23 protein-coding genes are annotated in these 21799 nt (G+C 60.4%); 14 read left to right on the top strand and 9 right to left on the bottom strand.

Annotated features, from left to right (window positions below):
- The first annotated feature begins 20 nt into the window (after positions 1–20).
- The gene (locus FY156_29560) at positions 21–350 is read left to right on the top strand and encodes a hypothetical protein (protein UXS05701.1); all 330 of its coding nucleotides are present in this window, start codon (positions 21–23) and stop codon (positions 348–350) included.
- A gap of 102 nt (positions 351–452) precedes the next feature.
- The gene (locus tag FY156_29555; protein ID UXS05700.1) at positions 453–2177 is read left to right on the top strand and encodes a PAS domain S-box protein; all 1725 of its coding nucleotides are present in this window, start codon (positions 453–455) and stop codon (positions 2175–2177) included.
- A 158-nt stretch (positions 2178–2335) separates the two neighbouring features.
- Here the strand turns inward: FY156_29555 and FY156_29550 are convergent, their stop codons facing one another.
- The 5 genes from FY156_29550 to traA form a co-directional block, all read right to left on the bottom strand.
- Positions 2336–2644, bottom strand: a complete 309-nt coding sequence (locus FY156_29550) for a transcriptional regulator (GenBank protein UXS05699.1) — start codon at positions 2642–2644, stop codon at positions 2336–2338.
- A gap of 524 nt (positions 2645–3168) precedes the next feature.
- Entirely contained in the window at positions 3169–3795 is a 627-nt protein-coding gene (locus tag FY156_29545) for a conjugal transfer protein TraH (GenBank protein ID UXS05698.1), read from the bottom strand.
- 13 nt (positions 3796–3808) lie between these two features.
- Positions 3809–4990 carry a conjugal transfer protein TraB gene (locus FY156_29540; protein ID UXS05697.1) on the bottom strand — a complete coding sequence of 394 codons (1182 nt, stop codon included), beginning with the start codon at positions 4988–4990 and terminating at the stop codon, positions 3809–3811.
- Positions 4980–5510 carry a conjugative transfer signal peptidase TraF gene (traF, locus tag FY156_29535; GenBank protein ID UXS05696.1) on the bottom strand — a complete coding sequence of 177 codons (531 nt, stop codon included), beginning with the start codon at positions 5508–5510 and terminating at the stop codon, positions 4980–4982. Before traF ends, FY156_29540 begins: the two co-directional genes overlap by 11 nt.
- Positions 5507–9091, bottom strand: coding sequence for a Ti-type conjugative transfer relaxase TraA (gene traA / locus FY156_29530; protein ID UXS05789.1), 3585 nt, complete (start codon positions 9089–9091; stop codon positions 5507–5509). Before traA ends, traF begins: the two co-directional genes overlap by 4 nt.
- Before the next feature lie 256 nt (positions 9092–9347).
- Here traA and FY156_29525 point away from each other — a divergent pair, with 256 nt between their 5' ends.
- Genes FY156_29525 through FY156_29510 form a run of 4 tightly spaced genes read left to right on the top strand, consistent with a single transcriptional unit; the run spans position 9348 to position 12222 of the window.
- A complete protein-coding gene (locus tag FY156_29525; protein ID UXS05695.1) occupies positions 9348–9644 on the top strand; it encodes a TraC family protein in 297 nt (98 codons plus the stop codon).
- A gap of 4 nt (positions 9645–9648) precedes the next feature.
- Positions 9649–9864 (top strand): type IV conjugative transfer system coupling protein TraD, encoded by a 216-nt coding sequence (gene traD / locus FY156_29520; GenBank protein UXS05694.1) that lies wholly within the window; start codon positions 9649–9651, stop codon positions 9862–9864.
- Positions 9851–11800, top strand: a complete 1950-nt coding sequence (traG, locus tag FY156_29515) for a Ti-type conjugative transfer system protein TraG (protein UXS05693.1) — start codon at positions 9851–9853, stop codon at positions 11798–11800. Before traD ends, traG begins: the two co-directional genes overlap by 14 nt.
- Positions 11801–11820: 20 nt before the next feature.
- Positions 11821–12222 carry a hypothetical protein gene (locus FY156_29510; protein UXS05692.1) on the top strand — a complete coding sequence of 134 codons (402 nt, stop codon included), beginning with the start codon at positions 11821–11823 and terminating at the stop codon, positions 12220–12222.
- Between the two features lie 379 nt (positions 12223–12601).
- Here the strand turns inward: FY156_29510 and FY156_29505 are convergent, their stop codons facing one another.
- Positions 12602–12928: a hypothetical protein gene (locus tag FY156_29505; GenBank protein UXS05691.1), complete on the bottom strand. Its 327-nt coding sequence runs from the start codon at positions 12926–12928 to the stop codon at positions 12602–12604.
- A 430-nt stretch (positions 12929–13358) separates the two neighbouring features.
- Between FY156_29505 and FY156_29500 the strand changes: the two genes are divergently transcribed.
- Positions 13359–13616 (top strand): WGR domain-containing protein, encoded by a 258-nt coding sequence (locus tag FY156_29500; GenBank protein ID UXS05690.1) that lies wholly within the window; start codon positions 13359–13361, stop codon positions 13614–13616.
- A 139-nt stretch (positions 13617–13755) separates the two neighbouring features.
- Positions 13756–14034, top strand: a complete 279-nt coding sequence (locus tag FY156_29495; protein ID UXS05689.1) for an HU family DNA-binding protein — start codon at positions 13756–13758, stop codon at positions 14032–14034.
- Between the two features lie 530 nt (positions 14035–14564).
- Here FY156_29495 and FY156_29490 read toward each other — a convergent pair.
- Positions 14565–14882, bottom strand: coding sequence for a DUF736 domain-containing protein (locus FY156_29490; GenBank protein UXS05688.1), 318 nt, complete (start codon positions 14880–14882; stop codon positions 14565–14567).
- A gap of 176 nt (positions 14883–15058) precedes the next feature.
- Here FY156_29490 and FY156_29485 point away from each other — a divergent pair, with 176 nt between their 5' ends.
- From FY156_29485 to FY156_29470, 4 genes are all read left to right on the top strand, one after another.
- Positions 15059–15370, top strand: coding sequence for a hypothetical protein (locus FY156_29485; GenBank protein ID UXS05687.1), 312 nt, complete (start codon positions 15059–15061; stop codon positions 15368–15370).
- A gap of 278 nt (positions 15371–15648) precedes the next feature.
- The gene (locus FY156_29480) at positions 15649–16404 is read left to right on the top strand and encodes an alpha/beta hydrolase (protein ID UXS05686.1); all 756 of its coding nucleotides are present in this window, start codon (positions 15649–15651) and stop codon (positions 16402–16404) included.
- 60 nt (positions 16405–16464) lie between these two features.
- Positions 16465–16941, top strand: a complete 477-nt coding sequence (locus tag FY156_29475) for an NUDIX domain-containing protein (protein UXS05685.1) — start codon at positions 16465–16467, stop codon at positions 16939–16941.
- A 215-nt stretch (positions 16942–17156) separates the two neighbouring features.
- Entirely contained in the window at positions 17157–18071 is a 915-nt protein-coding gene (locus FY156_29470) for a hypothetical protein (protein ID UXS05684.1), read from the top strand.
- Between the two features lie 73 nt (positions 18072–18144).
- Here FY156_29470 and FY156_29465 read toward each other — a convergent pair whose 3' ends face one another.
- On the bottom strand, positions 18145–18678 hold the full coding sequence (locus FY156_29465; protein UXS05683.1) for a hypothetical protein: 534 nt from the start codon (positions 18676–18678) through the stop codon (positions 18145–18147).
- Between the two features lie 515 nt (positions 18679–19193).
- Positions 19194–19562 (bottom strand): NIPSNAP family protein, encoded by a 369-nt coding sequence (locus FY156_29460; GenBank protein UXS05682.1) that lies wholly within the window; start codon positions 19560–19562, stop codon positions 19194–19196.
- 71 nt (positions 19563–19633) lie between these two features.
- On the opposite strand from FY156_29460, the gene FY156_29455 reads away from it, so the two are divergent.
- Entirely contained in the window at positions 19634–21079 is a 1446-nt protein-coding gene (locus tag FY156_29455; GenBank protein UXS05681.1) for an IS1182 family transposase, read from the top strand.
- Between the two features lie 208 nt (positions 21080–21287).
- On the top strand, positions 21288–21755 hold the full coding sequence (locus FY156_29450; GenBank protein UXS05680.1) for a hypothetical protein: 468 nt from the start codon (positions 21288–21290) through the stop codon (positions 21753–21755).
- Positions 21756–21799: the final 44 nt, after the last annotated feature.

The following is a 21799-nucleotide window of genomic DNA, read 5'->3' as shown; positions in this document are numbered from 1 at the left end:
AGACAAACCAGGGGAGAGGAATGATGTCAGTAACTTCCTATACGTTCTACATCTATTCTCAGGCGACTGCCGATGATCAGGCGCACTGGCTGCACGGGCACACCACCGTTCAGTTTTTCGATAGCCTGGAAGCGGCCCGGCAGGAGATAGTCAAGTTGCACGAAGACCTAAGCCAGGATCTCGACCTCACGTGGCGTCCGCTCTATCTCGAAAAAATCGAGACCCGGGCCGTCACAAAACACCTGCTGCTGTCTTTGCTCAATCGCAACATGGAAGCGCTTATCGAGCGGCACATGATTGTTGATACAATCTCCTCCTTCTCTTCGAGCGCTTTAAGCGGGCATAATTGATGGATGCCAGTTCCATGTTTAAATGAAGATTAAACATCGTATGCAACTATTCGCGCTCTGCCGCGACCTTCGGTCCGGTAAGTATCCTTGGGAGGTCGCCTAGTGAATATTCTCAATCGTGGTGCCAATGCATGCGCGGTACTTGCCGCCCTCTCTAAATCTCAAGCCATGATCGAATTCGATCTGACCGGAAGGATACTCACCGCCAACGACAATTTCTGCCGGGCGCTCGGCTACGAGCTATCCGAAATTATCGGCAAACATCACAGCATGTTCGTTGAACCGGACTTTGTAAAATCGGCGGATTATAAGGCGTTTTGGGCGAAACTCGCCGCCGGCAACTTCGACCAGCAGCAATATAAGCGCATCGGCAAGGGCGGCAAGGAAGTCTGGATCGAGGCGTCCTATAACCCTGTCATGCGCCGTGGCAAGCCGGTCAAGGTTGTCAAGATCGCCACCGACATCACCGCCCAGAAGCTGAAAGTTGCAGAAGATGCCGGCAAGATCGAGGCTTTGTCGCGGGCGCAGGCGATTATCGAGTTCACGCCGACCGGCGACGTCCTGACCGCCAACGAGAATTTCCTGTCCGCCCTCGGATATTCTCTGAGCGAGATCCAGGGCAAACACCATTCGATGTTCTGCGAACCATCCTATACCGCGTCGCCCGACTATCGGAATTTCTGGAAGATGCTTGCAGGCGGGGATTTGATGGCGGACGAGTTCATGCGGCTCGGCAAGGGTGGTCGCAAGGTCTTTATCCAGGCATCCTATAATCCGATCTTCGATATGAACGGCAGAGTTTTCAAGGTCGTGAAATTCGCGACCGACGTGACCACCCGGGTCGAAAACGTCGAACAGCTCGCGGGCTGCCTGAACAGTCTGGCGGACGGTGACCTGGCGCAGCAAATCGAAAAACCGTTCATCCCCTCGCTCGAACGTTTGCGCACCGATTTCAACGCCGCCTCCGACAAGCTGAAGCGCGCGATGGCGACTGTCGCCGACAACGCCAGGGCGATCTCCGCGGGATCCAGCGAGATTCGGACCGCCGCCGACGAGCTGGCGAAACGCACCGAGCAACAAGCCGCCTCGGTCGAGGAGACCGCCGCTGCGCTCGAGGAAATCACCACAACGGTCAAGGATTCCAGTCGTCGGGCGGAGGAGGCTGGCCAACTCGTTGCACGCACCCGCGAACATGCAGAGCATTCCGGGGAGGTGGTGCGCGACGCGATCGGCGCCATGGATCAGATCGAAACGTCCTCTCGCGAGATCTCCAACATCATCGGTGTCATCGATGAGATCGCGTTCCAGACCAACCTCCTGGCGCTGAATGCCGGTGTCGAAGCGGCCCGTGCCGGCGAAGCGGGCAAGGGATTCGCGGTCGTCGCGCAGGAAGTCCGCGAGCTCGCGCAGCGATCGGCCAAGGCCGCCAAGGAAATCAAGACGCTGATCACCGCGTCGGGCAGCCAGGTCCAGAGCGGGGTATCGCTTGTCACGAAAGCCGGTTCCGCGCTGCAGGAAATCGCAACCCAGGTCCACGACATCAACACGAATGTCGTCGCGATTGTCGAAGCGGCACGCGAGCAGTCGAACGCTCTCGGTGAGATCAACAAGGCCGTGAACAGCGTCGATCAGGGAACGCAACAAAACGCCGCGATGGTCGAGGAGCAGACGGCGGCCAGCCACAGCCTTGCTCGCGAGGCCGCCGCGCTATTCGAGCTGCTGGAGCATTTCAGGTTCGATGATACCGGCCGAACGCAAGCGTTTGCTGGCCAGGTTCATCGGCCATCCGTCGCGCCAGTCGCCAAACCGTCGAGCTTCGCTGCGTAGGGTTCCACCGCGGTCGGTATCAAAGAGACCGAACGGAGGAGCTCGTGTCAGGCCGCCTTTCCTCCGATGAAGATTGCGGGTCTGAGTTGCCGCGATAGTTCAGGGTATGACATCATAGCCCGCTATAAAAATTCGCCATGAGACAAACCGAAGCTGGTTCAGTTCACGGAGGCGTTCGGAATATAGCCAAGAATGCTGATCAGCGTGCTGACAGCGCTCATCTGCGCGTGCATCTCGATACTGGCCTCGATGTAACACAGATGCTGTGGGCCTCCGACTTCCTTTCCCGACTTATAGCTTTCCGGCAGGGCCTGGAAAAGTTCGTCGGCCTTTTCGACCAGTCGCCGATGCGCACGGATTGCGTCTATGGTCAGTTTCTCGAGGTCAGCCGGGTGTAGTCCACGAGTTAAGCCGACCAGTGGCCGGAGCTCAACTTTTTTCGTCAATGTTGCATCTTCCGATTCCATTCCTGACCTAACCCTGGTTTTGTCTGCGGTGCGCCCCCGCTGACGTTGAACCCTTTGAACCCTAGCCGGGGGTTAGAATCCGAGATGAATCGGCCCTGAGACCTTTAGCACCGAGGCGCCTGGACATGAGTCACAGGCCCCCGGCCACAAGGTCAGAGGGTTCCTGGCACCGTTTCGGTCAGCGCCAACCGTTCATCTGCGGATTCTAAGCCGCAACACAGCGCGTACTGCGTCATGCCCCTTATAAGAGCCATTCCAAAGAGATGCCAGCGCCGATCGACAGAACGACGGTGCAAATCTTCACATGCCCACCTCGATGGAAGGCACAAAATACCTCAAGGCCTATGCTTTCGAAGAAGAAATCAACGCGACTTGCGACCAGAGATAGAATGCATTGGTAAATCGCGACGACACTTGGTTGTTCTCTGCCGTGCTCTCATTGACTGCGATTCGCCTGGCGCACGGACCGAGCAATTTTTCGCTCCTGGCCCGCGTTCATCGACGCAGACGCGAGGAACTTGTCCTCACTTCCCGCGCGCGCCGATGCCGGAAAGGTCGATCCGAATACCAGCCTTGTTCGGGTCGACCGGTTCCGCTTCGAGTGCATCGACGTTGCCGCCCTTCATCTTGTCACTACCGGCTCCGGACCTTTCCTCTTCCACCCCTGGTTCCGGCTCTGGCAGCTTCACGTCGCCCGGATCGGCTGCCCGGAACACCGCTGTCCCCTCGAAATACCCCGTTTGCCATGCGATGATCGCGTCTTCAAAAACCTGCGGAAGGACCTCGCTTTCGGTAGGGTTACCGTACCATTTGGTGACGATACGATAGACTTTGGCGAACAGGGCCGTGCCCATTTTGATGTTTTCGCAAGGCTCGATCAGGTCCGGCTTCAACTGGCCCGCCTCGACGATACCGAGCCCGGCGGGATACTGCGTCAAGCCGACGCGAACGATATTGCGGCCGAGGTTCTGGCGTATCAATGCGAGCGCTTCGTCCGGCGTTGTCGGCTTCGGCACCAGAACGATGCGGTTGCCGGAGCGGACAGTGACCGCGAGCGGGTCCGGCGCCCCTGCCCGTTCGATGAACTGTTCGACGATCGCGGGTTTCAGGCCGGGATCGCTGCATTCCTTGATGAGGGCGGAATCGACCATCGCGAAAGTCTCCTTATGTGTTGAAAGCCGTGACGACGGGTCGCCCGAAGAGTTTCGCCCAGGCAATCACGCCTGCTTGTTGGATGGCGACGATCGACGTTCCCTCGGTCCACCATCCGTTGCCCGTGGCGACGATGGCGGCGGGGGAAAACAGCATCGAGTGCAGTATGGGCCAGACGATGAGCTGCTCGTAGCAGATCAGCGGCGCGATCCTCGTGCCAGCGAGATCCACGGCCGGGTTGCCGAAGAAATGCGCTTGAGCGCCACCGCCCTGCCCGGTCCATTGCAACCATGGCTGCCACATCGATACCGGGATCGGCATGCGCTCGCGATAGAGGATCCGTGCTTCACCCTCCGAGACCGTCACCATGACGTTGTCGTAGCCGCCCGGATCGATGACGGCCGCGCCGGCGATCACGGTGACGTCCGCCCCTCGCAAGCCCGCCTGCCAAAGCCGTGCGACAGTCGGGGTCCATAAGCCGAGGGCGCTTTCGGGAAGAACGATGACACGGGTTTCCGCTCCTGCCGCCGCGCGCACCGTTGCGATCAGGTCACGGTGATGGTCAAGCGAACCATCACGTCCAAGCGTTTGACCCTGTTCGAGGTCGACGCCTTTCCATCCATCCGGTAGGACAGGTTGCGTCCACGTAGCGGCGGACCAGAGCCAGTAGCCTCCCAGGGCAATGGCGGCAGCCGGCCAGTATCGCGATGTCATCATCGCGAGGCCGGCTGTGGTCGCACCCAGCCCCCACCATCCAAAGCCGGGAAACAGAACGCCCGCTGCGGTCAGTGGATGTGCCCACCCGGTGATGCCGAAGGGCGGCAGCCCCATCAGCACCGCGGCCGCAAGGTAGCGCACCGGCTTTCCCCAACCCAGAGCGCCCCTTCCCGGGAGCCTTGTCCAGAGCGCCGCGTGCAGGCCGACGAAGGAGGCGGACGCGGCCAGCCAGAGCAGGAGGCCGGGCCAGAAATCGGCTGCGTAGAAGTTCGCCACACCCTGCGGCAGGCCGCGCGAGGCGGCGAGGAAGTACCCGGCAGACACCGCGCCCGCAACCAGTCGTGATGGAGATTGCGCCCATAGCAACGGAAAGAGCATGGTTGTCGGAAGAAGGAGAACCTCGCCGCTCCACCCGACCGCTCCGACCACGATCGAAAGCAGGATCAGGAGCGCCACACGCCAGCGGTCACGGGTCAAACGTGAACACCGGCCGCGCCAGACCGAGAAGGCCGGATGCCGGGATCGGCCCAAAATATCGTGAATCATAAGAGCTCGCAAAGGATGAGTGAAGAAAGAGATGGCCGGGTGGCACGACGCCGCCCGGATAGGGATGGATCGCCCTGCCGGCACCATCTGTCGCCCGCACAGCGGATGCGGGTATCGGGCGATCGTCGATGACGACCTCCCCGCTGATCACGACCCGGTCGCCGGGAAGCGCGACAATGGTCTTGATCAGGGGCGCAAAACCGCCCCTGCAAAGCCCGCGGCGGAGATATCCGCGCTCCAGCGCCTCGATGAACGACGCGTTCGACGGCGGGCAGATGAACACCAGATCCCCGACCGCAGGGGAGCGGTTCAATGCCTCGATGCGCCAGAGCCCGAGCGGCTCGCTTGGCGTCAGGTTCAGGCGATAGCCGCCAACCGCGGCGACAACCGATCCGCAGAGAATGACGGTCACTGAGACCCCGATCAGGATGATCGCCCGGCGCGGCGTCATTGCTTGATCACCGGTGTCTGGCGCTGCGACAGCCGCAGGTCCTCGACCTGCTTCAACGTCGCGGCGGTGCGCTCGTGGGCAGCGAGTTGCTGTGCGGTGCGCATCACCGGCCATGCCTCGGCCAGGTGCTCCTTCTCCTGGGGCTGGAGTCCCTTTGCGAGCTGCTCGAACAGCCGCCCGGATGGTTCGCGCGCGGCGTTCGTCAGCAGGCTGCGTTCACCGAAGCGTTCCGATACAGCCTTGTTGAATCCGTCGATTTCGAGCTTGGCCTCCTTGTCGCTGACCGCATATCCGAGTGCTGCGGGAAGGTCGTTGCGGTCGATCGCATCGCGCACCCGTTCGAGTACCGTGCGGGCGGACGGCGACAGTGCCGGTATGTCGATCGAGACGCGATGCCGGATTGCCCTCTCCTCCGCTTCAAGGCGCTGCATGGCGTTCGTTCGCATCTGAAGATAACGTTCGAGATCACGCGAAAGCGCCGGCGCATTGACGTGTGCAATATCGCGGTCCTCCTTCTCCACGCGGCTGGCGAACAGGCCGGTCTTGCCTTTGAGCGCTCCAAAACTCTCCGGCTCGTTCGCGATTTTAGCGAGCGTGGATTTCGCAGTCGCCGGATCCTTCAACGCCGCGTCGACATCGACCGCGCGGAAGGCGGCTTCGGGCTGGGCGTAGATCAGATGAAAACGGGAGGAGACTTCCTCCCATTGCTTCTTCAGACCGGGATCGGCGGCGAGCTTGTCCTCGACCGCCTGGTCGAGGGATTTCGGATGAATGGTGATGCCGGCAACCATCGGCCTGACCTCCTTCATGTTGCTGGAAAGCGATTGTTGCTGGTGAGTGCTGGAAACGAGACCGAGCTTGCCGCCGATGGCGAGCAGCCGGCTTCCGAGACGGGCAAGCCGCTGTTTCTGCCGGACCGTCCAGTCGAGCCGGTCGCGCATCATGGTCCGGGCGACGTTCATGACGCGCAGGCCATGCGTGTCGGCGAAGCGGAGTGCCGCGCGATAGAAGCTGGCGTTCTCGTAGTCGAGCGTCGTTTCCTTCGCTGCGTCGCGCGACATGCGTTCCGTCATCCGCGACAGCGCCAGCTCGCGGATGTCGACGACCTTCCAGGTATGGCGCTTGACCTTCTTGCCGTCGGGAAGACGGACCATTTCGGAACCCTTGTGGTCGAGGCCGATGCGGTCGCCGATCTGAGGCGCCGCCTCTGCCATCGCGCGCCTCAGATCGACGCCCCAGATGGTGTTCTGCTTCCCCTCGCCCGTTTCGAGCGTGACGAAATAGCTGTCGTGGTTCTCGGGCTTGTTCTCGTAGGGAGCCTCTCCGTGATCGACGAGAACGCCGCCGCGGTTGGTGAACTCGTTCATGCCGACATAGAGCCGGGCTGCATCGCGATGACGGGTGAGCGCGACATAGGTCAGATGGCGGTCCATCGTGCCGGAAGCGAGCACCCTGACGTCGTCGACCGTCGCGCCCTGCGATTTGTGGATGGTGGTCGCATAGCCATGATCGACATTGGCGTAGAGATGCTGATCGACCGTCACCTGACGGCCATCCTCCCCTTCGCCGATCTCGGCGACAAACCTGCCGGGTGCGGCTTCGACCACCTTCGCCAGCATGCCGTTCTTGACGCCGAGCGATCCCTCGTTCTTCAGGAAGACGATCCGGTCGCCGGCGTCAAAGCGACGCTCGCCTTCTTCTGTCCGGAAGGCGAAGCCCTCGCCGACGAAACCGCGCCCGACCAGTCTTTCGCGGGCGAGTTCGTTGAGTGCGCGCACGTCGAGCCGTCGATGGGCGAGAATGAGAGAAGACCTCGCCGGATCGTAGTCGCGGTTCCAGTCTTCGATCAGCGAGGCTATGGCCTCGTCCTTCGACCAGTGCGAATGGATCAGGTTCGCGCGGTCATAGGCTGCGAGCGCCGACCCGACCTGACGGTGGGCAAGATCGACCGAGGCGCGACGCATCCACGCCTCGCGCTGGCGATAGATCGTGCCAAGTTCGGCATAGCCGATGCGGTCGGTAATCGCGCGGAATGCGGCGCCCGCTTCGATCGGCTGGAGCTGATCGGGGTCACCGACCAGCACCAGCTTGGCCCCGGCCTCGGTCGCTGCCTGGACAAGCATCGCCATCTGCCGCGACGACACCATGCCCGCCTCATCCAACACCATGACGGTCCTGTCGTCGAGACGGTCACGCTCCTGTTGCCAGCGCAGTTCCCATGACGACAGCGTGCGCGCGATAATGCCGGCCTCTTTCTCCAGACCCTCCGCCGCCTTGCCGGCAAGCGCTGCGCCCACGACGCGATATCCGGCGGCTTCCCATGTCTCGCGGGCCGCTTTCATCATCGTGGTCTTGCCCGCTCCGGCACGGCCAACGACGGCGGCTATGCGATTGGCGCCGGCGATATGCGCAAGCGCCGTCCGCTGTTCCTGCGACAGGCGGTCGTGGCGCGCGAAAGTCGCGTCGAGAAGGACCTTGCCGACACCATGCGAGGACCGTCGGTCAAGCCACATCGCGCTCCGGGCCATCGTCGCTTCGAGGCGGATCAGCTCGTGCGTCGTGAACTTCGACGGCTCGCGCTTGCCGGTTGCCAACGAGATCCGCTCACGCTCCAGCCGCAGCACTTGCCCACTCTGCATGATGCGCGCCATCGTGTTGCGGAACATGCCCGCATCGTCGATATAGCGATGCAGGATTTTGGCGACATCGCGCTCGTCGAAGACGCTCTTCTCGCGGGTGATGAGATCCAGCACGAGTTTGGGATTCTCCCGGATGCGGCGGGCATTCTCCTCGCGCCGCTCCTCGTTGAGCTCAAGGCGTTCGAGCTCGGCTTTGCGTCCCTCCCCTTCGGCCTTGCGCTCGATCGCCTTGGCCCCGACGCCGAGATGAATGGTCGGCACCAGGTCGATACCCTGCTTCTCGTAGGATCGCCCGTCGACGCGCAGATTGATGCCGTTGAGCGCCAGGTGATGGTTCATCCGTTCGAACCAGGCGTAGCGAAACGCGTTGAAGTCGTCCGTTCCGCCGGCCCATAGCTCATAGACGATCTTCCCGGCTTTCGTCCGCAGAGGTTCGCCGTCCTCGCCGATCACCGCGACCTTCTTCGCGCCAAAACCGTCTTCGGTCAGCGGCCGCAGGGTCGTCATCAGGTGGATGTGCGGATTGCCGGGATTGTCGTGGTAAACCCAGTCGGCAACCATCCCTCTGGAGAGAATGTGCTTTTCCACGAAGTCACGGACGAGCGCGATATTCTGCTCGGCTGTGAGCTCCAGCGGCAGCGCCACCGTCAGGTCCTTGGCAAGCTGGGCGTCGATCCGCTTTTCGAAAGCCTCGACCCTGTTCCAGAAGGCCTCTGAAGCGCCGGCAACAGAGCGGTCGGCGATCAGCATCCGGACCCATTTCGGCGCATGGTCCGGCAAAAGGAACTCTTCGTGAAGGAGCCCAACCTTGCGGGTGTAGTCGATGGTGCGCGCCTCGCGCTCGTAGTCCATCTTCGCACAGTGCCGATAGGCCGCCGACAGCACCGCGCTGCGGCCGTCGCCGCGGCTTACGATGCTGGCTGAGAAGTGGGCGATGGCCACGGCGGCGAAAACTCCCGATTGATCGGTCGAAACAAGCTGCTCGTCGCGAATAGCGGCCCCGCCAGGGTCATTGAGCAACGCGTCGCGCCAGCGACGTATAATTGCGCCCTTGGTTCCGCTTCTTCGAAACGGCGGGATGATCCTCCAAAGTGTCGGCTTTGCCGACGTGCAAATCTGCACGTTCCTTCGGACGTGCTTTTGAGGAAGTTTGGCGGCGAGAACATCACCGCGAGACTTCCAGGGAGATCCGACCGGAATGAAGAAACCGTCATCGAAGATACGTGAAGAAATCGCCCGCCTTCAGGACCAGCTCAGACAGGCGGAGACGCGGGAGGCCGAGCGCATCGGCCGCGTCGCGCTGAAGGCCGGTCTTGGCGAGATCGAGATCGAGGAGGCCGAACTCCAGGCAGCGTTCGAGGACATCGCCGGGCGCTTTCGCGGAGGTAAGGCAGGGACATCCGGAAGGAAAAATGCCGGTGACGGCCGGACCGCCGGCGAGCCGGGCGCGACGCTCGCATCTGGCTCGGATGCGGGCAGCCGTGGCGAGGCTTGAGCGGATGCACCGGACCGCATCGACCGACGCCCGAAAGAAGGACACCCGCGAGAAGATCGAGCTGGGTGGCCTGATCGTCAAGGCCGGGCTGCGCTACGAGAAACGGGCACTGTTGCTCGGCATGCTGATCGATGCAGGTCGCCGCATCAAGGGCGACGATGCCGAGCGATCGCGCCTCACCACGATAGGGGCGGAGGCCTTTGGTCGTGACGGCGAATAGAATTCTCCTCGCCGTCGTCCCCGCCACGACGATGATCGCAGCGGTGATCCTGATGCCGGGGATCGAGCACTGGCTGGCGGCGTTCGGAAGGACGGCGCAGGCGAAGCTGATGCTCGGGCGGTTCGGCATCGCCCTGCCCTACATCGCAGCGGCTGCGATCGGCACGATGTTCCTGTTCGCGGCCAACGGTGCCGCCAACATAAAGACGGCTGGATGGGGCGTCGTCAGCGGAAACGTCGCGGCGATTATCATCGCGATGATCCGCGAGGCGGCTCGTCTTTCCGGCATCGCCGGAAGCGTCCCCACGGACCAGTCCGTCCTCGCCTACACGGACCCGGCGACAGCGCTCGGTGCGGCCGGCCCATTCCTCGCCGGCGTCTTCGCACTTCGCGTCGTCATCAAGGGCAACGCTGCATTTGCCAGTCCGGCGCCGCGCCGTGTCCGCGGCAAGCGGGCCGTGCATGGCGAGGCGGACTGGATGGGCGTGGTCGAAGCGGGAAGACTGTTTCCCGATGCGGGCGGCATCGTCATCGGAGAACGCTATCGCGTCGATCGCGACAGTGTGGCGGGCATGTCGTTCCGCGCCGATCAGCGCGAGACATGGGGCGCGGGCGGCAAGTCCCCGCTGCTCTGCTTCGACGGCTCGTTCGGCTCGTCGCACGGCATCGTCTTTGCCGGCTCCGGCGGTTTCAAGACGACATCGGTGACGATCCCGACGGCGCTCAAATGGGGTGGCGGGCTTGTGGTTCTGGACCCGTCAAGCGAGGTGGCGCCGATGGTCTCGGAACACCGGCGCAAGGCCGGCCGAAAAGTGATCGTGCTCGATCCCGCCACGCCCGCCATCGGCTTCAACGCGCTCGACTGGATCGGGCGGTTCGGCGGAACGAAGGAGGAGGATATCGTGTCGGTCGCGACCTGGATCATGACCGACAACGCGCGCACCGCCTCCGCCCGCGACGATTTCTTCCGGGCTTCCGCCATGCAGCTGCTGACCGCGTTGATCGCAGACGTGTGCCTGTCAGGGCATACGGACGAACAGGACCAGACGCTGCGCCGGGTGCGCGCCAATCTCTCGGAGCCTGAACCGAAACTGCGCGAGCGGCTGACGCGGATTTACGAGCAGTCCGAATCCGATTTCGTCCGGGAGAATGTCGCGGTGTTCGTCAACATGACGCCGGAGACGTTCTCCGGCGTTTATGCCAACGCCGTCAAGGAAACGCACTGGCTCTCCTATCCGAACTATGCCGCCCTGGTGTCCGGCGACAGCTTCTCGACGGACGATCTCGCCAAGGGCGAGACGGACATCTTCATCGCACTCGACCTGAAAGTGCTGGAGGCCCATCCGGGCCTTGCCCGCGTCGTGATCGGCGCGTTCCTGAACGCGATCTATAATCGCAACGGCGAGGTCGAGGGCAGGACGCTGTTTCTGCTCGACGAGGTGGCCCGTCTCGGCTATCTGCGCATCCTCGAGACAGCGCGCGATGCCGGTCGCAAATACGGCATCACGCTGACGCTGATCTTCCAGAGCCTCGGGCAGATGCGCGAGGCCTATGGCGGTCGGGACGCCACGAGCAAATGGTTCGAGTCGGCGTCATGGATCTCGTTTGCGGCGATCAACGATCCCGACACGGCCGACTACATCTCGAAGCGATGCGGCGACACGACGATCGAGGTCGACCAGACGAACCGGTCGACCGGAATGAAGGGATCGTCGCGCTCGCGGTCGAAGCAGCTTTCGAACCGGCGGCTGATCCTGCCGCATGAGGTGATGCGCATGCGGACCGACGAGCAGATCGTGTTCACGGCTGGCAACGCGCCGCTCAGATGCGGCCGCGCCATCTGGTTCCGCCGCGACGAGATGACGAGGATCGTCGGCAAGAACAGGTTCCATCAAGGCGATGCGCCGGCCAAGGGGCCGGAACCTTCCACACCCTGACAGAACGAAAGGAAGCGCGCATGATGCATTGGAGAAAGGACTGTTACTCGTTGATGGGGCCGTTGATGATCTGGGTGGCGTTCATCATCGCCATTCCGTTTCTCGGCGCCGGGGCGATCGTCAGCATGGCCATTCTGTTAGCGATCGGCGATACGATCGTGAAGACGGTTGGCCTTTTCTGCGCTCTGGTGCTTGGGCCACTGGCGGCGTTCACGGAGATCGCGCCGCCATTTGTGACGAGAGAAGAGGTGGCCTGGCGCAACAGAAACAGAGAGATGCTCTTCGAAGGCGATGTCGCCTGGGAAGATGTTCCGTTTCTGCCACCGGTGCTGAACCGGATTCGGTCCACAACCGGAAAACGAAAGCGGGAGGAAGAGAAGGAGGGGGCCGCTGCCAGCGATGCGAAGCCGTCCATCGCATGACGTCCGAAAGCGCGTCCCCGGATGCCGTACGGGACCTGTATCCGGCACACTGCGACAAGCTGCTGAATTCAGGGGGAGAGGCTATCACCGGTGCATAAAATCACCAATGAGCGACGCCGATCTCCCGGAGCTTTAAGCCGGCCGCAGGCCGCACCCGGGAGAGGGATAGGGGTTTGGGAAAGGGTGGAGGGAACCGTCCCCTTTCCCCATGGGAGGGTGTTTGAGGGAGGGGCTTGCCCTTCCCTCATGGGGTGAGCGGCGAGAGGGGCGGCGCAGCCGCCCCCCTTTCGTTAGCCATGCCGGCCGGTCGATCCGGCTGACGAGGCTCGCAGACAGGGATACGGACGAAAGGTGGCACCACCACCTTTCGTCCTCGACATTAATCGGGGCTAACGTTGAGTTCACGGATCACCGTGTCGATGCGCCAGTCGCCAATCTCGGTTCGTCGCTGGGCAACCAGAATATCGACGGCCGTTTCGTTGGCCTCGATAGCACTGATCGCCGCGTCCATCGCATCCCATGGACCGAGGTTTTCGACAGGGATGACGTCGCCGTCATCGTCATAGCCGCCTGAGATGTACATTGGCGCGCGCGTGACGCGGTCATGTGCACGCTCGGCTTCTCGAATCAACCGAAAACCCTCTTCCCGCTGACGCCAGTATTCCGGGCTGCCACCATCGATGTATTTGATTTTCTGCTCTGTCATGACAATCTCCTTTCGTCTTTCTGACGCAAGGAGGCTGCGCCGTAGACGCGAGGGGTCAGGGATCGCATTGCGACCGCCGGAGGCGGCGAGTGGAGGAGCCGATTTGCAAGAGCCGTCGCGGACGGCGGCTGCAAATTGGAGGTGCTACGACGTCCTTGACGCCGGAGTGGCGGGTGCAAAATACAAAGTCAGAGAGAAGAGAGACCCGCGCCTGCAGGGCGCGTCCGTCTGCCGGTAGAAGCGGCCGCGAGAGGATCGCAACCGGATGGCCGAAACCGCTTGCGGGTTCGGTGCGCCTGCGCATAGAGCCGTGCGGCGAAGCCGTCTCGCCCAGTTCCCGTCTGAAACCATCACGACGATGAATCGGTGACGCCGGATCGATTCATATAACTCGTTGGACGCCGCTTGCCGGGACAGCGACAAGGGGAACATGGAAAACAAGGAGACACGCCAGGTTCATCTTCACCGCATTGATGCGGCGCAGAACATGCGGCGCTACTACAGGATCGCGATCCAGCCGACGCTGTTTGGCGGGGCTTCGGTCGTCCGCAACTGGGGCAGGATCGGATCAGGCGGCCAGACGATGATGGAGACCTTCGATCATCCGGACGATGCGGACACAGCACTCTTCCTTATCGAACGAACGAAGAGACGACGCGGCTATCGGGACGCGGGCAGCTCCCAATAGCCTGTCTCAATCGGCCGAACGCCTGCATTTCCTGTGGTTTTCGCAATCCTTGCGAGGATTCCTGCCGTTCTGCCCCTTTCTTCGCCACATCTTCATTGTCAAAGCTGAAAGACCGAAAACAGAAAGAGGCCTTTCCGATATGACCACGACCAACGAAATCGCCGACAAGATCGCAGCCGAACAGAGCCTGACCAAGGCGCAGGCCAAGACGATCGTCGAGAGCGTCTTCAAGCAGATCACCGACGCGGCGCTTGCTGGCGCGGAAACGTCGATCCCCTCGTTCGGAAAGTTCAAGCTGAAGGACACGCCGGAACGTGAAGGCCGTAACCCGGCAACAGGCGCAACGATCAAGATCGCCGCTTCGAAAAAGCTGACGTTCACGCCTGGCAAGGCGGTCAAGGACGCACTCAACGGCTGAGGCAGGAGAGCCGCACAGGGGACGCAGAAATAGAGCCTCCTAGAAAGGAGGCTCCGTGCTGATGCGCCCGTCCTGTTCGGCCTCGATCGTTGCAAGCTCCGCCTGCACCATCTCCAGCTCCGACGCGATCTGGCGACGCTCCGCCGGATCGCAGGCGTTCCTGAGTTCGGCCTTAAGCTCTTCGCGTTGTATTTCGAGAGAAATCGTCATCGTCGTCTCCTTGACGTTTGTGAAAGACGACGCCGCGCGTCATGGCGGAGCGGAGGGGTCCAGCATCGCGGGACGCGACCGCCGGAGGCGGCGAGGGGAGGAACCGATTTGCGGAAGCCGCCAAAGGCGGCAGGAGCAAATTGGAGGCGCCGCTCGTGCTGGACGCCTTCGGTTCGCCATGGCACGCTTGGACGAACTGAGCAGCTCACACCTCCTCGTATGGCACCGGAAAAGCCGGAAGCAGGCTCGATGCCTGCGCCCGGCTTCGTCAATGGGAACGGAAAAAGAGCCCCGCCTTTCGGCGAAGCTCTTCGGGGTGATCAGGCCTCCCGCTTCGGGCGGTTCCAGATGAGGGCGTATTCGCCGTCCTTATCGCTTGGCCAAAGGGCTGCGGTGATCGGTGCGTTGAAGCTCGGGTCGTCCAGCTTGACCGAGATGTATTCCTCGCCGTCGTTGGAGACCGCCTTCCAGCCGGCGCCGACCTCGACGCCGTTGCCGGCGGTGATGCGGAAATCCGGAGCGTCGCGCGAGACGCGTTCGATCGGGTTCAGGCGGGCCTTCATGCTGACGGTGAGTGTGCGCACGTTGCCTATGATGGAGTTGTTGCCGTTGGTGGTGAATTCGCCGATGACTGCCATTGTCGTAACCTTTCCGGTTTGCTCGGGCCGCGCCCATCGCGTCCTCGATGACGGTGTTAAGACCGACGGCGATCGACGCCGCACCCTTGGGCCGAAACGTCAGTGGAGGGCGGCCGGGAGCGGCTTTCTTGTCGCGCGAGGAATGCGAACCTGTTCGTAGGGGAAGAAAGTCGCGTATGGCCGTTGCGGCCAAGTCGGTCGAGACGAAGGCGTCCTTCGGTCACACCAGATCCATCGAGGACGCGATGGGTGTGGCCAGCCCGAACCGGATTGTGCACGACATGCCGAGAGACCATTCGGTGAATTCACACCAGCGCGCTGCAGGCACGATCGCTATCCGCACCAAGCTCACGCCACGTCACGGCTGCGGTCCTGCCGTTCCGTTCGACTCCTTCGCCGATAGGTGGGTCTGCCCTACCGACTGTTCGACAACCGAGCCCATCGTCGACAGGATGGTGCCTCATTCTGCCGGCAAGGACCGTGGTTAGGATGCGATCCCCCCAGCCCTCAGCGCCCACACCGCACCGGCTGGCCGGCACGGAAGACGTTCCCGGGCTTCAGGAACTGGCTGAGTAGCCGTCTTTCACAACGGAAATCCGCATAGGCCCAGTCGGTCCGAAGCTGTGAAAATTGCCAACTCGAAGAACGAGGTGTAATTCTTAGTTTCTACGCCAGGTGCCGGTGAAAAATAGGCTGTTGCGAAACTCTCTCGCAGAACTCAAATTTAAATCGGGAATTTTGCGACGGAAGCACACAAGACAGGTTCATGCGTCTATTCAATATCATTATCGCGACCCTAGCCATTTCCTTTCTTCCAGCAGGAGCCAATGCTCAATCGTCTCGACAACGGTTCACCATGGCGACCGACAGCGGCGGGGTTCTGGTCGAGAGCTTCGGGAGCTGCGCGAACGCAACCTGCCCGGCTGTGGTGATCTTGAGCGGCAGCAAGGGCTTTGTAGCGCCCGTTTATGACGAGATCGGCCAGTCGCTCCGGGCGGCGGGCTTGAATGCCTATCTCGTGCACGTTCTGTCGGCGGCCGACCGCGACGCCATCGCTAAGGCGGGCAGCGCGCGGGCGCGCATCGCCTATTATGCGCAGCGATTGCCGGACTGGATTTCCGCCGTTCAAGGTGTGGCCGCCCATCTTGAGGGGCAGCCGCGCCACGGCGGCAAGGTCGGCGTTCTCGGAATCTCCCTTGGCGCGCAAATCGCTTCGGCCGCTTCGGTCGGGCGAGCCGATATTGACGCCCTGGTGCTGGTCGATGGTGGTTTCCCGAATGGCTATTCGCAGCCTGTCCGCTCGTTGCCGCCTCTGCATTTGATTTGGGGCAGCGCCGACCGGACTTTTCCCTTGTCGACTGGCCGGGAGCTGCAACGGACTGCGCAGCAGCTTGGCGGACCTGTTACCCTTGACGTTTATGAGGGCGGCACGCACGACTTTTTCTTGAGATCGGGAACTCGGAACGCCGGCGCAGCGCACCAGAGCGCGGCAAATTTCTTGTCATCGCATTTGTTGCGATAAGTGTCGCAGGTTTCGGAAATTTTGCGACTGCACCTCATTTTGTAAGCTGGATCGACTACCATGGCAGAAATCCCAATCCGTAGCTTTGGCGTATCCGTTGTTCTTCTCCGCAACGCCAAACCCGAAACCGAAGTCTTGTTGCTACGCCGGAATCACACCCTCGTTGGCGAGTGGTGTCAAATTGCCGGAGGCATTGAAGACGGCGAGAAGGCGTGGGAAACAGCTCTGCGTGAGGTGAAAGAGGAAACGGGCTTAGGCTGCAACCGCCTTTATTCAGCGGACATATGCGAGCAGTTCTATGAGGCTGATCGTGACGCCATCAGCATGTTTCCCGTATTCGTCGGCTTTGTAGATGCCGAGGCGGCGGTTACGATCAATCACGAGCATAGCGAGTTTCGGTGGGTCTCATTTGCGGCGGCTTTGACGATGGTGCCGTTTGCAGGGCAACGCCATGTTCTAAAGCACGTAGAGGCCGAGTTTGTTCAGCGGGAACCCGTTCAGCACCTGCTCATCCACGAGATGTCGCAGAAATCCTAATTTTGCAGCGCTGCAAAAGTCCGGCTAACATATCGAGCAAAACTCGGGCAAACCGTCTCAAAACTCTCATCAGGAATCTCACGGAGGGTTTTGGGACGGTCTGCTAGGAGATTTCCGGCAACTCGCTGCTTTGTGAGCGCACAGATAAAACTCATTCGACGTCACAAAGATTGCAAGGCAATATCGGATAGGGATGCAGTGAAGGAAAGGCAGAGATGAATCATTCCGATATACTTGGCCGCAGCATCGCCGACCCGATTGTCGGGTCGTACCTGGCGGATCACGAAAAGCTGGACCCTATCGATTTCCGCACAAATGCGGAGATTGGGTTTTTCGGCGGTTTCGATAGCGGCTTCGGCCTGCAGGTGGAAAGCCTTTCCGCATATAGTGCCGAATTCGAAGAGGTACGGTCACGGCACTTGCCGGACGACGAGGAGAGGATCGTCTCTCGGCTGTCCTTTACCGGGCTGGATGCCATCAGAGCCGTGCAACGGTCCTATATGTCGGCGCTGCCATTCGGTCTGACGTTTGGAGACAGCAGCGACGTCGTGGCCGAGAAACTCGGGGCGGGTCCGTTTCGGGAGGGAAAGAGCAGCTCGCTGCCGGAATATTCAGCCGAACGCTTCGATCACGCCCATGCTGTTGGCAATATGGTCGTGATCGTAAAATATGATGCGAACTTGCGGCTGATGGCGGTCTATCTGATGCATGCTGACCGCACCATGCTCAAGGCCAAGCGCCGGAAGGCGTCCTTGCCCAAGCAGAAGATCGTGCCCGACAACATCGATAAAGTCGAAGCGTTGCGGGCCCATATTCCAACGCAACGTTGGCGCGCGTCCATGGCCGAGGGAGACGAGCTGTTCAACGAAACCGATATTGCAACGGCTGAAACGGCGCTGAATGCGTTCCTCGACAGGGTGAAGGCCGCAACCAGCGAGCGGGATGCACAGGCCATCCAGACGGCGGTCAAGGACATCGTTCTTGCGATCAATGAGATCAACGCCAGAAGCGGGATGATCGAAACACTGGAACGCGACGAACTTGGCGTCCTGATCGACGCGGTGGTAAGGGCGTCAGGCTTCAGCCTCCCGGATGATGAAGATATCACCGCAGAATGGCGGGAGTGGTAACGCGAGCCAATGGCCGTAGGGGGGGGGGGCGACACCGTTGAAACGCTGGCGGGAAGTCGTTGTGATAAGATTGCTATTCGTCAAACTGTATTTGACCGCCTTCGATAACGACATGACGGCCCTGAATCTCAACAAAGCGCCAGTCCTCACCAAGTGAACCGTCGGGGAAAATCTGCAGGCGGTAACCACCTGATAGCGACAGGTCAGCCCCGCCATAGTTGTCTGTATTGACAGTTATGACCACGAGTTGGTCGGTCGCGTTTACGAAGGAATTTGTCTCCGCGTCGTAGCCCTTCAGCAGATATGCAATTTTGATGAGCTGCAGGTTTCCCGATTTATGGTCGTCATCGTTCACCTCTGTTCCTTCTGCCGGCTCAAGAAAACGATCTGATGTCCCTGTGATTACCGTCTTCTCGTCAACGATACGCCAAGGGCATTGAACATGTAGTGCGTACGAACCAACAGTGCCTCTGCCTGAAGGATGCGATACGACCTTTCCAAAATGGAAAACCTTCATGCCCGCGACGTCGCGGGCAATGCTCAATGGCAGCCCTACGAGTACCTGAAGGCAGCTTTCCAGGCGGACTTGATTGTTGTTCTCGGGCATCAAATTGAAACACGGCTAAATCGGAACTGAGAAGATTTCGGCAGACCATCACACAGAATAAAGTTGAAATCCATTGCCCTCAAAATGAGCGTTTGTTGATCGCCGATTTAAATGCAGTGCTGCACCACTCCGGATCCGTCAACATCGTCTGCCACGGCTGGATCATGACCGAGTGCGCCGTCGTGCTGGTGAAGAATATGCAGGCTGCCAATGGCGGCACGTACGAGGAACACGGCAAGCGGTCATGGGTTGGATCGGCGGAATCCCGATCGGACGCGGGGCCGAGCCTGGCGAGGTTGCCGACCTTATCGCCTATCTGGCCTCAGATCGTACCGCCGCCATCCATATGGCTCCGAGTTCGTCGTTGACGGCGGCACCATCCCAACAGTCTGAACACATGGACTCGTCCACGTTTGACCAAACTGGCGAAGCGTGGACAGTCTCCCCGATTAAAACTACACTTGTTTTTCTGCAGACTGTCCGAAAACTCCTAAAGGCCTTTGTCCATGCCGATGTCATCCGGTTCGCGGAATTGGGGTCAGGAAAATGCGCTCGTAGCTGATGAACGGTGGGTTGTCACCGAAACGTGCGTTCGCGGCCACTCCATCCGGATCTTTCGCAACCTGCTCACGGTACTGCAGATAGGCTTTCTCATCTGGAAAGGTGAATAGTGCGATCGCTACGTCAGCGGCTCCTTCCTTACCGACGCCTTGAAAGCTTACTCCGGTCTCTGCGGGCTTGTCGCGGGGTATGAAATAGCCGTGGTGCTTTCCACCATGGCGTTCGATGAGTTCGATCCAAATTTGAGCGTATGCCTCGAACTCGGAAACTCGACATTGATCGACGCGGTAGCGAACTTCGCAGGTGACGGGGCTTTTGAGCATGGAGGTCATCTTTTTTGATCGCGGGCAGACCCTTGGATTCCTACCTCCAATGGGCTGTGGTATCGTATGGCATGGCACATCTTTCTGGAACAGATCGCTCGCAATTGCTGCTTCTGCCGGAAGCGGTTGACGATTATGTGGGGCCGGACAACCCGGTCCGCTTCATCGAGGCCTTCGTCGATGGCCTCGATCTCAACGCCGTCGGCTTCGTGCGGGTAGCGGCGAAAGATACCGGCCGTCCTGGATACGATCCGGCGGATTTGCTTAAAATTTACATCTACGGCTACCTTAATCGGGTGAGATCGAGCCGCAGGCTGGAGGCAGAGGCTCATCGCAACATCGAGGTGATCTGGCTTCTGCGCCACCTGAAGCCGGACTTTCGCACCATCGCCGCCTTCCGCAGGATCAACCGGTCTGCATTCCGGCAGGTCTTCCGGGAGTTCGTCGTCCTATGCCGCCAGCTCGATCTGTTCGGGAAAGAGCTTCTGGCGGTCGATGGCACGCGGATCAAAGCGGTCAACAACAAGGATCGTAACTTCACCCGGGGTGCACTGACCAAGTTTATCAACGAGGCCGACGAAAAGCTCGCCGATTACATCAAGCGGCTCGATGAAAGTGACGCCGACGAAGATAAGGTGGGTAATAGCAATGGCTCTGGTCGCGGTGATGGCAAACTTGCCGAGAAGATCGCGGCCATCAAAGGCAAGCGCGATCGCCATAAGGCGCTGCTGGATGAACTGGACAAGACTGGCGAGGATCAGATCTCGCTAACTGATCCGGATGCCCGCGCCATGGCGCGCATGACGAAGGTCGGCGTCGGCTACAACATCCAGCTTGCCGTGGATGTGAAGCACAAGCTGATCGCCGAGCAGGAAGTCTGCAACCAGGTTCTCGACATGGGGCTGCTGGCCACGACGGTCGAATCTGCCATGGAGACACTCGGCGTTGACAAAATCGAGGCGGTCGCCGATCGCGGCTACTTCAAGATCGAGGACATCGAAGCCCGCGAGAAGGCCGGCATCAGCGCCTATGTTCCCAAACCGATCCGGGGACCGGCGGCACGCGAAGGCTTCTTCACCAAGGAGGCGTTCCGCTACGATACGGACAAGAATGTCTATATCTGCCCGGCCGAGCAGGTTCTTTCGCCACGCTACGAGAGTAAGTCACGTGAGAACGTGAAGTTCGACTACTGCAACAGAGAAGCCTGCCAGGGCTGTGCCCTCAAGTCACGCTGCACAAACAATCCCTATCGCCGTGTCTCGCGACTGGAGAATGAAGCGGTGCTCGATCGCATGGCAGCAAGGTTAGCGGCGCGACCTGAGGTTCTCGACCAGCGTCGCGAAAGCGTCGAGCATCCGTTCGGGACGATAAAGCAGTGGATGTACCAGGGAGCGTTTTTGATGCGACGGCTGGAAAACGTCCGTGCGGAGTTCAGTCTGACGGCGCTTGCCTATAATATTAGAAGAGCCATCACTCTCATCGGCGTTCCCGGCCTCATCGCCGCTGCTCTGGCATGAGGGGGGCGATATGTGCCCATTTTAAACCCAAAGAGCGCCCCAAATCCCCGGGAACAGCCTCGCTGCACCTCTGTCGGTTCGAGATAATGATCGTGGATTCTATCGAGCCTCGCGCCAGCAGCTACAGGTAATTACCCATCCGTAGAGTTTTGAGACGCTCTGCGGGAGTTTTGCGACGAGCCCTGTCAAAGATGTATGGTGCAATATAGTGGCTACACTGTTTGATAACGCGCTTGATGAAAAGCGGCTTCTGCGCCCTTCATTCCTTCAGGTGTGTGGGTTTAAAGCTCAGATATTGCCTGATATTCTCGACAGGGCCGCGTTCCTTGCCCTGGCAAGGATTGCTGGAATCCCCGGAGGGTCCGTCTTTATCTTTCATGCCGAGTTCGGCAAGCAGCCGGAGAAAACCACCAGCATCGATCCGGTTCGCGCATGGGACAGTCTTTTTCAAGTTTTCCATGAGGACGTCATTCTGGAGTTCTCACCAAGTCCGCTTTTTGTCTGGCTCCCCGCTGGCGAGCGTTTTCACGTCGTATTCGGGAGCAACGAGATGATCGCCCAACTTGGCAATATGCGAGATGAGGCCGGCTCCTTTTCCGCATTCGTCGACGCGTCGCACCTGACCGAGAAAGGCAAGCAATTCCTGCTCAAAGCCTATGAGCGATACACGATATGAGGTTGCGCTTTCGGGCGTGCAGTCATTCACGTCGAGTAAGGGCC

The organism is Agrobacterium tumefaciens (assembly GCA_025559845.1).
Lineage (GTDB): Bacteria > Pseudomonadota > Alphaproteobacteria > Rhizobiales > Rhizobiaceae > Agrobacterium.
This window is presented reverse-complemented; position numbering and strand designations above follow the sequence as displayed.